Raw genomic sequence first — 14,499 nt, forward strand, 5'->3', positions numbered from 1 at the left:
CCGGTGGCCGCCCTGGCCAATCGAAAGGCACGATCCGCATCATCCAGGACATGGATGGACCGGGAGGAGAGAGACCCTCCTTCCCCGCCGGGCCGCGGGCCGGCCTGCCCACGCCTCAGGGCGGGCCCGGCCGCCTGGGCCGGATGACCAGATCGCCGAGTTCGGCATCGGCAGGCAGCGAGAGCGCCGCCATCACCACGTCGGCCACGTATTCCGGCCGGAGCAGGGCGACATCGCCGCCGGGCCTGTTCTCCGCCTGCAGGACCTGGACCTGCATGGGCGTGTCGGTACGCCCGGGGTAGACGCTCAGTACCCGGATGCCCTCGGCGGCGATCTCCTGCCGGAGCACGTCGGCCGCCGCCCGCAGGGCCTGCTTCGTCGCGGCGTAGGCACCGTTGCCGGGACTGCCGCCGAGTCCGGCGGTGGAGTTGACGAACACGACCTGTCCGCGCGCGCGCCGGAGCTGCGGCAGGCAGGCGGCGGTGAGCGCCAGCGGCCCCCGGACATTGACGCCGAACAGTCGATCCCAGGTTCCGGGCGTGGTGGCGGCGACCGGCCCGTGGTGGAACATCCCGGCGCTGTGGACCAGGATGCCGAGCGATGCCGGCAGCGCCGCGGAGACGGCATCGATCCCCGCATCCGTCGCCACGTCCGCGGCAACCGTCATCGCCTCGACCGGCAGGCTGGCGGCCGCGCGATGCAGAACCTCCGGTCGCCGGCCGACGAGGATCAGCCGCGTGCCGCGCGCGGCCAGGGCCTGGGCGATCGCCAGGCCGATGCCGCTGCCCGCACCGGTTACGAGGGCCCATTCGTCGCCTGACACGTCGCGGGTCATCCTGGATTCGAGCCGGTCGAGGGGCGCCGGACCGTGCGGCGCCGGTCCGCCCGCCCGCGGGCCCTCATGGCCGGCCGCGGGTCGGCGTATCGCCGACCCCGGCCGTCACCCGCAGAAGCATGCCCGTCGTGCGCCCCGGCATGCGCCCCATCATGCACCACGAGCCGCCCGACGCCATGTCGCGCGAAGGAGAGCGGATGCCGCACGCCTACAGGGTGCGTATGGTCGGGATGGGCACCGCGAACTCCCCGCCCCAGTCCCGGATCACCCCCATCTGCTGCACGATCTCGTCGCACAGGTTCCAGGGGAGGATGAGCAGGATGTCCGGCTTGCGCTCCGTGATCGCCTCGGGCGACAGGATGGGAATGCGGGTTCCCGGCAGCAGCAGGCCCTGCTTGTGCGGGGAACGATCCACCGTGAAGCTGATCAGCTCCGGCCCGACGCCGCAGTAGTTCAGCAGGGTGTTGCCCTTGGCCGGCGCGCCGTAGGCGGCCACGCTGCGGTTCTGCCGGCGCGCGTTCACCAGGAACTCCAGGAGATCGCACTTGATGGCGACGGTACGCGACGCGAACGCGCGATAGGTGCGGATGTCGCGGAGCCCGAATTCCAGTTCGAGGCGGCGCATGGCTTCGACCGCCGGCGTCACCGCCGGCGCGGCGGCTTCCGCATGCCGCGCGAAGACCCGGAGCGAGCCGCCATGCGTCGGCAATTCCTGGATGTCGAAGACGGTCAGGCCGTGCTCGCCCAGCGCCCGCTCCACGGCCAGCAGGGACAGGTAGGAGAAGTGCTCGTGGTAGATGGTGTCGAACTGGTTCTCCTGCATCAGGCGAAGCAGGTGCGGGAACTCGAAGGTGACGACGCCGTCCGGCGCGAGCAGCACGCGGAAACCTTCGAGGAAATCGTGCATGTCGGGAACGTGGGCGAGCACGTTGTTGGCCGTCATCAGCCGGGGCGACACGCCGCGTGCCCGCAGCCGCGACGCCGTTTCCGCGCCGAAGAAGGCCACCTCCGTCGGGATGCCCTTGTCGACGGCGACGCGTGCGACGTTGGCCGCCGGGTCGACGCCCAGCACCTGCACGCCGGCGCGCTGGAAGTACTGCAGCAGATAGCCGTCGTTGCTGGCGATCTCCACGACCGTCGCGCCGCCATCCAGGCCCAGGCGCCCGATCATGTGCGCCGCGTAGGCTTCGGCGTGGCGGAGCCAGCTGTCGGAGAATGACGAGAAGTACAGGTAGTCACCGAAGATCGCCTGGGGGCTCTCGAACTCGCCGAGCTGCACCAGCCAGCACCGGCTGCAGACGAAGGCATGCAGCGGATAGAACGGCTCCATCCGGTCGGCGCGCCGAGGGTCGATGAAGGAATTCGCCAGCGGCGACATGCCGAGGTTGGCGAAGGTCTCGCTCAGCGTGCTGCCGCACAGCCGGCAACGACACGCGCTCGTGGCGGCCGGCGACGACTCCTGCAGGGCAACGGGCACATCGCTTATGAACATGGTTGGCTTCCATCACAGCATGTTGGGTCCCGGCATGTCGGACCTTTGTTGTGCGGAGTCGGCGGTTATGGGGCCGCCTTGTTTTCTGTTCCGGGCCGATGACGGCCCCGGTGCGGAGCCGCCCGGTCAGGCGCGTCGTGCAGCCGCAGGGGGGCAGGGGGAGCCGCAGGGCGGCGATGCCGGATCATGGCCTGTCCCGGCGGAATCCCGATCGGCGTGACGGCCCGTGCTCCCACCGCGACTTCCCGTCCTGCCGCGCATCAACTGAGGTACGCGCCTTCCCATCGGGCGTGTCCCCGATGCCCGGCCAACCGGACGCCCGACCGGGCGCAACGAAATCCGCGCATGTCGCCCCTCGCAGGAACCCGAGGCCGAAGGCGTGGCGCATCCAATCTTTGAGGCGCGCCAACACCATGACATTGTCGTAAATTCACGACAGCATGAAGCATGATAGATTCGTTTACGGAGTGGAATCCAGCAGGAAATTTCGGCCCTGCCGACTGCCGGCATACTTGTCTCAAGTCCCGGTCAACGATATCATCGAAACGGGTTCATAATAAATAAACTTCAATTCAGAATTCAGACAGTTTACGGCGGATCGACAACTCGAGACCGAACCGTCACAGTAGAATACTGCAATCGAATGAACGCCTTTCCATTGGCCATGATCTGAATCATGTATCCTCGCGAAGAATCCAATCAGGTTCCTGCTTCTCCCGCCACACGCTTGTCGGACCTGTCGCGTACGGTCTTTTAATTCGGATTCCTTGCCCTTAAAGAGCGACGACGGCGCCGGCTTCCGGTCCCGGTCGCCAAGGCCGTGGAGAGTTGCGGAAGGCATGTGCCCGTCGGGTCGATCATCCGTCTGCCGCTCCGAAGCCCGTGCCGGCTGCCCGGCCCCTTCCGGGACCCCGGATACGCTCCCGTCATGGCACGATCCGGGGCACGATCCGGGAACCGCGGCGGTGCGGGAAGGCGACGCGACGTCGCGCCCACCTCCGCCTGCCGCCGCGGATGTTCGCGCTGCCGTCGGCCCGGAGGCACGCTTCGCCGGCGCGGGTCCGCCCCGGCCGGACAGGCCGCGCCAGATGGGGTACCGGACGGGATGCCGGACGGGGCGGCAGGTCGCCCGGTCAGGGTCTGGCAGGCGGGCCGGACCAGGCGCGAGGCATCGCGTCGCGCCGTTCGGCGACAGCGCATCCGGACGGCCCCGCATCGTCGCCATGACGCGGGCATGATGCCGCCGACCACCATGAAGCGGGCGCCCATGACGTCGCGTGAAGGTTCCCGTTGCTCCGGGCCGGGCAGCGTCGCGGGGCGCGCCAAGCAGCGGCCGCTCCGGCCGGGCCCGCCACGCCGCGTCCGCGCGTCGCCCGACGTGGCGACCTTGCACGCCCGCGGCCGCTGCCGGCCGGAATTGCCTCCCGCATCCGGGACTGGAGACTCGCCTCGATGAATTTCGATCCGAACGGCATCGGCCAGAAACTCCACCGGCACGTGTCGGCCCTTTTCCCGATCTTCCGCAGCATCACCGGCGAGGGGATGCGGCAGACGCTGGCCTATATCGGCGAATCCATCCCCTTGCAGATCCGGCAGGTTCCCACCGGCACGCCCGTGCTGGACTGGGAGGTTCCGCAAGAGTGGACCGTGCGCGGCGCGACGCTGCGCCGCCTGAATGGCGACGTCGTCCTGGATATCGCCGACACCAACCTCCACCTCGTGCACTACAGCCATCCGGTCGACCGCGTGGTGCCGATCGAGGAATTGCAGGCCCACCTCCACAGCCTGCCGAAGCAGCCGGATCTGGTCCCGTACCGCACGGCCTACTACGCGAACAGCTGGGGATTCTGCCTCGCCGAGCGGCAGCGCCAGGCACTCACCGATCCCGCCTACCACGTCTCGATCGACACCGAGCTGGCGCCGGGCGTGCTGAACTACGGCGAGATGGTGCTGCCAGGCGAGGGGCCGGACGAGGTCCTGTTCTCCATCCACTGCTGCCACCCGTCGCTGGCCAACGACAACCTGTCCTCCATCGCCATCGCGATCGAGCTGGCGCAGCGCCTGGAACGCCGCGCCCGCCGGCGCTTCACCTACCGGTTCCTGTTCGCGCCGGGCACCATCGGGGCCATCACCTGGCTGCATCTCAACCGCGAGGTGACGGCCCGCATCCGGCACGGTCTCGTCCTGAGCTGCCTCGGGGATGGCGGGCCGCCGACCTACAAGCGGTCACGGCGCGAGAACGCGGACATCGACCGCTACGTCGCCTACCAGCTCCGGGCCGGCGGCCACGGCGACCGCGTCCGGCCGTTCCTGCCCTACGGCTACGACGAGCGGCAGTACTGCTCGCCCGGCTTCGACCTGCCCGTCGGCTGCCTCACCCGCACCCCGAACGGCGAGTATCCGGAGTACCACACCTCGGCGGACGACCTGGAACTGGTCCGCCCCGAGGCGCTCGCCGACTCGCTCGCGCTGCTGTGCCGCCTGGTGGACATGATCGAGGCGGACTACGTGCCGCTCGGCACCTGCCTCCACGGCGAGCCGCAGCTCGGCCGCCGCGGCCTGTACCAGGCGATCGGAGGCCAGCCTATCGGGGCCGATCCGTCGAGCCGCTTCGACCAGCTCACCCTGCTCTGGGTCATCAACCAGGCTGACGGAACCCACTCCCTGCTCGATATCGCCGAGCGGTCCGGCAAGCCGTTCGCGGCAGTGGCCGCCGCGGCCGAGGCGCTGGCGGCGGCCGGCCTGCTGAACCGGGCGGATCCATCGCCCGCCCGGGCTTCCGACAGGCAGGCCGGCGACAGGTAGCCGGCATGGCGGCGCGACGGTAACGGGAACGCCCCCCGGCCGCATCGGCATCACGATGCGGGCGATCCGCGAGCGGCCGCGCCGCCCCGCGACGGGTCCCGGTTCCGCCGGCACGGCGCCGACCCGTGAAATCCGTGGCGTCGCCGGCCTTGCCGCCGCACTTGCGCGATCGGCGCAGGCGTGCAGTTCGTGGCAGGGGCTGTCGCCGTGCCAGGAGGAGTGACCGGATGCATGTCGCGGTGATCGGCAACGGGATCGTCGGCACCAGTTGCGCCGCCTGGCTGCAACGCGACGGCCACCGCGTCACCTTCGTCGATCCGCTGGAGCCGGGCGAGGCCACCTCCTTCGGCAATGCCGGCTCGCTCTCGCCCTCGGCCTGCCTGCCGGTCGGCATGCCGGGGATGTGGAGGAAGGTGCCGCGCTGGCTGCTGGACCCGCTCGGCCCGCTGGTGGTGCGCTGGTGGTACGCGCCGGCCGCCATGCCCTGGCTGCTGCGCTTCCTGCGCCATTCGGAGCGCGCCGAGGTGGTGCGCATCGCCGGCGCCCTGCGCGGCCTGCTGGCGCCGATCTTCGCCTGCTACGAGCCGCTGCTGCAGCGGGCCAACGCCACCGGCCTGGTGCGGCATGGCGGCTGCCTCTACGTCTATTCCGGCCTCGAGGCGGCGCGGCAGTGGCGATGGGGCATGGACCTGCGCCGCTCGCTCGGGGTCGAGCTGCGCGATGTCGGGCAGGAGGAGCTGGAGGCGCTGGAGCCGGACCTGAAGGGCCGCTTCCGCTTCGGCATCCTGGCGCCGGAGAACGCCTCCACCCTCGACCCCGAGGCGCTGACCAGGGCGCTGTTCGCGCAGTGCGTGGCGGACGGCGCGGCGGTGCGCCGCGCCCGCGCCGCCGATGTCCGGCTGCTTGGCGACCGCGTCACCGGCCTCGCGCTGGAAGGCGGCGAGGCGCTGGACTGCGACGGGGTGGTGCTGGCCGGCGGCGCCTGGTCGAAGGGCCTCGCGCGGCGGCTCGGCGCCGCGGTGCCGCTGGAGACGCAGCGCGGCTACCACGTCACCGTCCGCAGCAACAACCTCGCGCTGCGGCACACGGTGATGGCGGTCGAGCACAACATGATGGTGAACCCGATGCGGATGGGGCTGCGCCTCGCCGGCACGGTGGAGTTCGCGGGGCTGCGCGCGGCGCCCGACCACCGGCGCGCGGCAAGCCTCTTGCATCGCGGGCGCGACATGTTCCCGCACCTCGACACCAGCGACACGACGGAGTGGATGGGCCACCGGCCCTGCCTGCCGGACAGCCTGCCGGTGATCGGCCGCGCGCCACGGCTGCAGAACGCCTGGCTGGCCTTCGGGCACGGCCATGTCGGCATGTGCGGCGCGGCGAGCACGGGGCGGGAGATCGCCAACCTCGTCGCCGGGCGGGCGCCGGAGATCGACCTCGCGCCCTTCGCGGCGGACCGCTTCGGGCGCGCGGCCTGATGGGCGCATGGCCAGGAGGACGCGCGGCCTGAGCGGACCGCGCGCGGTCGGCGCCTGCCCAGGGCGGCGGGGCTCATGCGGCCGTGGCGCGGTGCCACGCCGGGTGCCCGGACGGGCGGATACGGGGAGAAGGAACGTCGCAGGCCGGGCCGCAGGGGGCGGGCCGGTGGGGATCGGCAGTGCGGCACGGCCGCGCGGAGGGGATGGATCTCATGCTGACGCGACGAACGATTCTGGCCACGGGCCTCGGCGCCGCCAGCCTGCCGGCGGCGGGCCGGCCGGTTCGGGCCCAGCCGCCAGCCCAGCCGCCAGCCCAGGCGCCGGCCCAGCCGCCGGCCGCGCCGGAGCCGGGGTGGCCGGACCGTCCGGTCCGCATCGTCGTGCCCTTCCCGCCCGGCGGCAGCACCGACCTGCTGGCGCGCCAGCTCGCCGAGAAGCTCAACGTGGCGCTCGGCCAGACCGTGCTGGTGGAGAACCGCGCCGGCGCCGGCGGCACCACGGGCTCCGACTACGTCGCGAAGTCGGCGCCGGACGGCAACACGCTGCTGATGGGCGTCACCGGCACGCACGGCATCGCGCCCAGCCTGTTCCCCAACCTGCCCTACCAGCCGCTGCGCGACTTCGCGCCGGTCTCGCTGATGGTCACGGCGCCGCTGGTGCTGGTCTGCCATCCCTCGCTGCCCGCCACGACGCTGGCGGAGTTCGTCGCGCTGGCGAAGGCGCGGCCGGGGACCGTCACCTACGGCACGCCGGGCAACGGCACCTCGATGCACCTGACCGGCGTGCTGTTCGACCTGCAGGCGGGCACGCAGCTCGTCCACGTGCCCTATCGCGGCACGGCGGGGGCGATGAACGACCTCGTTTCCGGGCAGATCCAGACCATGTTCGGCGACCTGCTGACGGTGCTGCCGCAGGTGCGCGCCGGCGGCATCCGCGCCATCGCCGTCACCGCGAAGGCGCGCAACGCGCTGCTGCCCGCGGTGCCGACCATGGACGAGAGCGGGCTGCCGGGATTCCAGACCCTTTCCTGGCAGGGCCTGTTCGCCCCGGCGCGGACGCCGCCCGCCATCGTCGAGCGGCTGAGCCGGGAGACGCGGGCCGCGATGACCGCGCCCGACGTGAACGGCTTCTTCGCCGCGCAGGGCTTCGCGGTGGGCGGCAGCACGCCGGCGGAATTCCGCGACCTCGTCGCGGCCGAGAACACGAAATGGGCCGAGGTGGTGCGCGCCGGGAACGTGCGGCCGGACTGAGCGGGGCGGGGCGCCACGCCGGGCACGGCGGGGGAGGGCGCTGCCCTCCCCTGCGACCCCTTCCGCCAAGGGGCGAAGCCCCCTTGGAACCCCCGTTCGGATTCAAGCCTCGACGGTTGCAACCCGCGAGGCCGAAAAGCCGGCGGAGGTCCAGGAAGCTGAGGTTCCTGGCGGGTGGATACCCAAGGAGGGCGGCGCCCTCCTTGGAAAGGCCGTGGTGACGAGGCGCGCGCCGACCGTTCCGGCCCCCCTTTGGCGTGGCCAGCAGGCAGGATGGAGTTCCGATGGCGCACGCGCCGGACCAGGGCATCGAGATCGGCATCGACATCGGCGGCACCTTCACCGACGCGGTGTGCCGCGCGCCGGACGGCACGCTGCGGCTGCTCAAGGTGCCGAGCACGCCGGACGACCCGGCCCGCGCCGTGGCCACCGCGCTGGCGCGGCTCGCGCCGGAGGGCGGGGCGGGGATCGCGCGCTTTCTGCACGGCACCACCGTCGCCACCAACGCCATCCTGGAGGGCAGGGCGGCGCGCACCGGGCTGATCACCACGGCGGGCTTCGAGGACGTGCTGGCGATCGGCCGCATGACGCGGGCGAGCAATTACGACCTCGTCTTCGGGCCGCAGACGCCGGTCGCCTTCGTGCCGGCCGAGCGGCGCCTCGGCGTGCCGGAGCGGCTCGACGCCGAGGGGCGCGTGGTGCTGCCGCTCGACGAGGCGGCGGTGGCCGCGGCGGCGCGGCAGCTCGCGGCGCAGGGCGTCGAGGCCGTCGCCATCGTCTTCCTGTTCGCCTTCCTCGACCCGGTGCACGAGCGGCGCGCGCGGGCGGTGGTGCGGGAAGCCTGCCCGGGCATGGCGGTCTCGCTCTCCTCGGAGGTCGATCCGGCGATCCGCGAGTACGAGCGGAGCTGCGCCACCGTGTTCGACGCCGGGCTGAAGCCGGTGCTGGACCGCTATCTCGGCCGCATCGAGCACATCCTGCGCGACCACGGCGTGCCGGCGCCCTTGCAGGTGATGCACTCGCGCGGCGGGCTGCTCGGCGCGGCGGCGGCGCGGGCGCGGCCGATCCGGCTGACCCTTTCCGGTCCCTCCGCCGCCGCGATCGGCGCCGCCGCCGTGCTGCGCGAGGCCGGCTGCCCGGACGGCGTCTCGATCGACGTCGGCGGCACCAGCGCCGACGTGGCGCTGATCGCGGGCGGCGCGCCGGTGCTGCGCGACGACGGCAGCGTCGCCGGCTTTCCCGTGCGCGTGCCGACGGCCGACGTGCTGGCCATCGCGGCGGGCGGCGGCAGCATCGCCTGGATCGACACGGCCGGCGGCCTGCGCGTCGGGCCGCAATCGGCCGGGGCGGCGCCCGGCCCGGCCTGCTACCGGCGCGGCGGCGAGCAGCCCACGGTGCTGGACGCCTCGGTGGTGCTCGGCCTAGTCGATCCGGCCAGCTTCGCCGGCGGCACGCTGGCGCTCGACCCGGCGGCGGCGGAAGCGGCGATCCGGCGCGTGGTGGCCGAACCGCTCGGCCTCGGCGTGGCGGAAGCGGCCGAGGCGATCCACCGCATCGCCAACGCCGCCATGGCCGAGGCGGTGCGCCAGGTGACGGTGGCGCGCGGCAGCGACCCGCGCGGCTGGCCGCTGGTGCCGGCGGGCGGCGGCGGCGGGCTGCACGCGGCGGCGATCGCCGAGGAGCTGGGCCTGCGGCTGATCGTGGTGCCGGCCGCCCCTGGCGTGCTGGCGGCCTCCGGCCTGCTGGCGGCGCCGCTGGAGCACGACGTGTCGCAGGGCTTCTTCCGCGCCATCGGCGAATTGCTGCCGGGGATGCTGCGCGAGGCGATCGCCGCGCTGCGCGCGCGCTGCGCCGAGGCGATGGCGCGCGAGGGCGTGCCGCCGGAGGCGGTGGAGACGGAGATACGCGCCGCCGCGAGCTTCCTCGGCCAGGGCCACACGCTCGACGTGCCGGTGCCCCTCGACGCGGCAGACGGGGCGGCGGACGGGGCGGCGGACGGGGCGGAAGACCCCGGCGAGGCCATCGCGGCGGGCTTCCGCGAGGCGCATCGCCGCGCCTACGGGCACACGCGCGACGCGCCGGTGCGGCTGGTCTCGCTGCGCGTGATCCAGCGCCGCCACCCCGCACCGGCACCGGTCCCGCCGGCGGCGCCGGCCACGCGCCGGCCGCGCGGGGAGCGCCGCATCCGGCTCGGCGGGGTGGAGATGGCGGCCGTGGTGGTGGAGCGTGCCAGCCTGGCGCCGGGCGAGGCGCTGCACGGCCCGGCCATCGTCGAGCAGGCCGACACGACGCTGCTGGTGCCGCCGGGCTGGCGGGTCCTGGCACGGGACTCGCATCTCTCGCCCCTGCGGATGGAGCGGCAGGAGTGACCACGGCGATGAGCAGCCCCGACCCCGCCCCCGACCCGGCTCTCGACCCGGCTCTCGACCCTGGCACCGTCGAGATCGTCCGCCGGCGGCTGGAGGCGATCGCCGAGGAGATGCAGGGCATCATGCTGCGCTCGGCCGTCTCGCCGATCGTGCGCGAGGCGAACGACGCCTCGGCCAGCCTGTTCCTGCCGGACGGCACGGTGCTGGCGCAGTCCGTCTCGCTGCCGCTGCTGCTGGGCTGCCTGGTGCCGGCGGTGGCGCGGCTGACCGCCGCCTTCCCCGTCGCCACCATGCGGCCGGGCGACGTGTACCTGATGAACGACCCCTATGACGGCGGCACCCACATCCCGGACGTGTCGCTGCTGGTGCCGGTCTTCGCCCCGGACGGGGAGGAGCGGCCGATCGGCCTCGCCGCCACCATCCTGCACCACCAGGACATGGGCGGGCTGACGCCGGGCTCGGTGCCCACCGCCGCCACCGAGATCTTCCAGGAGGGGCTGCGCCTGCCGCCGCTGCGGCTCGCGCGCGGCGGCGAGACGGATGCCCAGATCCTGCGCATCATCGCCTGCAACACCCGCACGCCGGACGCCTTCGCCTGGGACCTCGACGCGCAGATCGCGGCCTGCCGCACCGGCGCGGCGCGCCTGGCGGCGCTGGCCGGGAAGCTCGGCACGGACCGGCTCGGCGCGGTGCTGGCGGCGCTGGTGCGGCGCGCCGAGCAGGCGACGCGCGCCGCGATCCGCGCCATGCCGGACGGGACCTGGCACTACGCCGACGCGCTCGACAATGACGGCGTCGACCTCGACCGCCCGGTGCGGATCGCGGTCGCGGTGACGATCGCGGGCGACGGGATGACGATCGACTTCGCCGGCAGCGCGCCGCAGGTGCGCGGCCCGATCAACGCCGTGCCGGCCGGGGTGATGGCGGGCGCCTACTTCGCCCTGCGCGCGGTGACGGGTGCCGACATCCCGAACAATGGCGGCTGCTTCCGGCCGCTGCATCTGCGCCTGCCGGAGGGCTCGGTGGTGAACCCGCGCCCGCCGGCGGCGGTGAACGCGCGCACCGCGACGGTGAAGATCCTGACCAACGCCATCCTCGGCGCGCTGGCCCAGGCGGTGCCGGACCGCGTGCCGGCCGCCAACAGCGGCCTTTCCGTCATCATGGCGCTGAGCGGCCGGCGCCCGGACGGCAGCACCTTCGTGCTCACCGAGGCGGTGCAGGGCGGCAGCGGCGGCTCGGCGTCGGGGCCGGGGGTGGGGGCCGTCTCCACCGACATCGGCAACACCATGAACCAGCCGGTGGAGGCGATGGAGACCGACGCGCCGGTGCGGGTGCACCGGCTCGCGCTGCGGCGCGGCTCGGGCGGGGCAGGGCGGCACCCGGGCGGCGACGGGGTGGTGCGGGAGTACGAGGTGCTGCGCGGCCCGCTCACCCTGACCTTCCGCGGCGAGCGGCACGACCACCGGGCGCGCGGCGCGATGGGCGGCGGCGACGGGCTGCCCTCCGAGGCCTGGATCCTGCGTGCCGACGGGGCGCGCGAGCCGATCCGCTCGAAGCTCACCACCGTGCTGCATGCCGGCGACCGGCTGCTGATGGCGACCGCCGGCGCCGGCGGCTGGGGCCCGGTGGCCGGCGACACGGCGGCGGACCCGGCCGCGAACCCCTCGGAGGCACCGACCGCATGACGACACGCCGCGCCGTCCTGCTCCTCCCGGCCGCCGCCCTGGCCTGGGCCCTGCCGCGCCGGGCCATGGCGCAGCTCGACCCGACCCGGCCCGTCCGCATCCAGGTCGGCTATGCCGGCGGCAGCTTCGACGCCACCGGCCGGCTGCTGGCCGAGGGGCTGCACGAGCGGCTCGGCGTCGGCGCGCTGGTGGAGAACCGGCCCGGCGCCGGCGGCTCGATCGCCTCCGACTACGTCGCCAAGGCGCCGCCGGACGGCTCGGTGATCCTGATCGGCGGCGCCGGCACGCATGGCGTGACGCCCGCCGTGCGCCGCAACCTGCCCTTCGACGCGGCGCGCGACTTCACCGCGATCGCCCGCGTCGGCGAGTTCCCGAACGTGATGGTGATTCCGGCCGCGGCGCCGCCGCGCGACGTGCAGGCGTTCATCCAATGGGCGCGGCGGCCGGAAGGGGTGAATTTCGGCTCCTCCGGCACCGGCACCTCGATCCACCTGACCGGGGAGCTGTTCCGCCTTCGCACCGGGCTCGCCATGACGCACGTTCCCTATCGCGGCAGCGGCGCGGCGGTGCTGGACCTGCAGGCGGGACGGATCCAGGTGATCTTCGACAACATGCCCAACGTGCTCGGGCAGATCCAGGCCGGCACGCTGCGCGCCCTCGCCGTCACCTCGCCCGGGCGTGTCCCGGCCCTGCCCGACGTGCCGACCATGGCCGAGGCGGGCATGCCGGATTTCGTGGTGACGAGCTGGGTGGGCGTGTTCGGCCCGGCGCACATGGCGCCGGCCACGGTGTCGCAACTCGCCGGCGCCGTGCTGGAGACGGTGCGCTCGCCCACTGGCCAGGCCCGCCTCGAAGCGCTCGGCGCACGGCCCTCGCCGGCGGGCCCGGCCGGGTTCGACGCCATGTGGCGCGCCGACATGCGCCGCTGGGCCGAGGTCGTCAGTGCCGCGCGGATCACGGTGGAGGACTGAGCGGGGCGATGCGGCAGCCTGGAACGCGGGCACGGCGACGGGTGGCCCTGCCGTGAGAAGCGACGCAATGCCTGCCGCAGGGGACGCCACAGGGGACGCTACAGGGGGCGCCGCAGGGGACGCCGACGTGGTGATCGCCGGCGCCGGCCCGGTGGGGCAGTTCGCCGCCCTGCTGCTCGCCCTGCGCGGCCACGCGGTGACCCTGGTCGAGGCGGAGACCGCGCCGATGCTCGACCACCGCGCCTCGACCTTCCACGCGCCGACCCTCGACATGCTGGACGAGGTCGGCGTCGGCGCGGCGCTGGTCGCGCGCGGGCGGATCTGCCGCGACTGGGAGGTCCGGCTGCACCCCTCCGGCCGGCGGGCGGTGTTCGACATGGCGCCGATCGCCGACGCCACCGCCCATCCCTACCGGCTGCAATGCGAGCAGTGGGAGTTGCAGGCGCTGCTGCGCGAGCGGCTGGCGGGGCTGTGCCCCGTGCTGGCGGGCCACCGTGTCACCGGCTTCGCGCAGGACGATGCCGGGGTGCGGGTCGCGGTCGAGGGGCCGGAGGGGCCGCGTTCGCTGCGCGCGAAATTCCTGCTCGGCTGCGACGGCGCCCGCAGCCGGGTGCGGCAGGCGATGGGCCTCGCCTTCGAGGGCGTGACCTACCCCGAGACGACCTACCTGACCACGACGCGCTTCCCCTTCGACGAGGCGATCCCGGGCCTCGGCGACGTCGCCTACTGCTGGTGGGAGGATGGCGGCAATTTCAGCCTGCTGCACATGGCCGATTGCTGGCGCGTCTCGATCTACACGCGCGACGACGTGCCGATCGAGGCGCAGATGACGCAAGCGGCGGTGCAGGCCTCGCTGCGCCGGATCGCCGATCCCGGCCGGGACTTCGAGCTGGGGCTGGAGCCGCGCCTCTACCGCGTCCACATGCGGGCGGCGGAGCGCTACGTGGACGGGCGCGTCGCCCTGGCCGGCGACGCCGCGCACATCAACAGCCCGGTCGGCGGCATGGGGCTGAACGGCGGGCTGCACGACGCGCACGAGCTGGTCCGGGCCCTGCTGCCGGCGCTGGCGGGCGCCGACCACGCGCCGCTGCTCGCCCGCTACGACCGCCGCCGCCGCCCGGTCGCCCGCGACGAGATCATGCTCCAGGCCGACCGTGCCCGCGCCCGCATGCGCGAGCGGGACCCGGCACGGCGGCTGGCGCTGCTGGCCGGGCTGCAGGCCATCGCCGACGATCCGCGCCGCCTGCGGGAGTACCTGCTGCAGAGCTCGATGATCGCCGGCCTGCGCCGGGCGGCCGCCATCGCGTAGCCTGCCCCGTCATCGTCCGGCGGCCGGGCCGGGCGCCGCGCCGCCGGCCCGGCCGCCCCCGCGCATGGCGGCCGCTCCTGCCCCGGCATTCCCGCGCGCGCATCCGTCCCGGCGGCGACCTGACCGGCGGGCGGCCCGTGGGAGGCCTGCGGGAGGCCATGCGCCGTGCCGATGCCGGCGGCCACGGCACAGGCAGCGTAGCCAGCCTGCCGAAATGCCGGCACCATGGCGCCGGTGTTCGCAGGGGGCAGGAATCGTCGATGCCGGACGGCTTCCGCAGGGGGACGGCCCACCGGGCGACCAGGGTC

At 73.8% G+C, this 14,499-nt stretch carries 9 protein-coding genes; 7 read left to right on the forward strand and 2 right to left on the reverse strand.

The features are described 5' to 3' along the window. Positions 1-115 precede the first annotated feature (115 nt). Together M0638_RS08150 and M0638_RS08155 are read right to left on the reverse strand one after the other, a co-directional pair. Entirely contained in the window at positions 116-823 is a 708-nt protein-coding gene (locus tag M0638_RS08150; RefSeq protein WP_248666472.1) for an SDR family NAD(P)-dependent oxidoreductase, read from the reverse strand. Between the two features lie 220 nt (positions 824-1,043). Beyond that, the gene (locus tag M0638_RS08155; RefSeq protein ID WP_248666473.1) at positions 1,044-2,327 is read right to left on the reverse strand and encodes a class I SAM-dependent methyltransferase; all 1,284 of its coding nucleotides are present in this window, start codon (positions 2,325-2,327) and stop codon (positions 1,044-1,046) included. Between the two features lie 1,452 nt (positions 2,328-3,779). Here M0638_RS08155 and M0638_RS08160 point away from each other — a divergent pair. The 7 genes from M0638_RS08160 (at position 3,780) to M0638_RS08190 (ending at position 14,191) form a co-directional block, all read left to right on the forward strand. Then, positions 3,780-5,132, forward strand: a complete 1,353-nt coding sequence (locus M0638_RS08160; RefSeq protein WP_248666474.1) for a DUF4910 domain-containing protein — start codon at positions 3,780-3,782, stop codon at positions 5,130-5,132. Between the two features lie 227 nt (positions 5,133-5,359). Continuing rightward, complete coding sequence (locus M0638_RS08165) at positions 5,360-6,607, forward strand: NAD(P)/FAD-dependent oxidoreductase (protein WP_248666475.1); 1,248 nt, start codon at positions 5,360-5,362, stop codon at positions 6,605-6,607. Between the two features lie 212 nt (positions 6,608-6,819). Then, positions 6,820-7,857, forward strand: a complete 1,038-nt coding sequence (locus tag M0638_RS08170) for a tripartite tricarboxylate transporter substrate binding protein (RefSeq protein ID WP_248666476.1) — start codon at positions 6,820-6,822, stop codon at positions 7,855-7,857. A 284-nt stretch (positions 7,858-8,141) separates the two neighbouring features. Next, positions 8,142-10,226 carry a hydantoinase/oxoprolinase family protein gene (locus M0638_RS08175; protein ID WP_248666477.1) on the forward strand — a complete coding sequence of 695 codons (2,085 nt, stop codon included), beginning with the start codon at positions 8,142-8,144 and terminating at the stop codon, positions 10,224-10,226. An 8-nt stretch (positions 10,227-10,234) separates the two neighbouring features. Next, positions 10,235-11,911 (forward strand): hydantoinase B/oxoprolinase family protein, encoded by a 1,677-nt coding sequence (locus M0638_RS08180; protein ID WP_248666478.1) that lies wholly within the window; start codon positions 10,235-10,237, stop codon positions 11,909-11,911. Next, the gene (locus M0638_RS08185; RefSeq protein ID WP_248666479.1) at positions 11,908-12,882 is read left to right on the forward strand and encodes a Bug family tripartite tricarboxylate transporter substrate binding protein; all 975 of its coding nucleotides are present in this window, start codon (positions 11,908-11,910) and stop codon (positions 12,880-12,882) included. The genes M0638_RS08180 and M0638_RS08185 overlap by 4 nt, the downstream gene beginning before the upstream one ends. A gap of 127 nt (positions 12,883-13,009) precedes the next feature. Continuing rightward, the gene (locus tag M0638_RS08190; protein WP_248666480.1) at positions 13,010-14,191 is read left to right on the forward strand and encodes an FAD-dependent oxidoreductase; all 1,182 of its coding nucleotides are present in this window, start codon (positions 13,010-13,012) and stop codon (positions 14,189-14,191) included. The last annotated feature ends 308 nt before the right edge of the window (positions 14,192-14,499 follow it).

It is taken from the genome of Roseomonas acroporae, from assembly GCF_023223525.1.
GTDB lineage: Bacteria > Pseudomonadota > Alphaproteobacteria > Acetobacterales > Acetobacteraceae > Roseomonas_E > Roseomonas_E acroporae.

Coding starts and splice junctions, on each gene's coding strand:
- M0638_RS08170 (WP_248666476.1), top strand. CDS start 6,820: ATGCTGACGCGACGAACGATTCTGGCCACGGGCCTCGGCGCCGCCAGC.
- M0638_RS08175 (WP_248666477.1), top strand. CDS start 8,142: ATGGCGCACGCGCCGGACCAGGGCATCGAGATCGGCATCGACATCGGC.
- M0638_RS08165 (WP_248666475.1), top strand. CDS start 5,360: ATGCATGTCGCGGTGATCGGCAACGGGATCGTCGGCACCAGTTGCGCC.
- M0638_RS08185 (WP_248666479.1), top strand. CDS start 11,908: ATGACGACACGCCGCGCCGTCCTGCTCCTCCCGGCCGCCGCCCTGGCC.
- M0638_RS08180 (WP_248666478.1), top strand. CDS start 10,235: ATGAGCAGCCCCGACCCCGCCCCCGACCCGGCTCTCGACCCGGCTCTC.
- M0638_RS08160 (WP_248666474.1), top strand. CDS start 3,780: ATGAATTTCGATCCGAACGGCATCGGCCAGAAACTCCACCGGCACGTG.
- M0638_RS08155 (WP_248666473.1), bottom strand. CDS start 2,327: ATGTTCATAAGCGATGTGCCCGTTGCCCTGCAGGAGTCGTCGCCGGCC.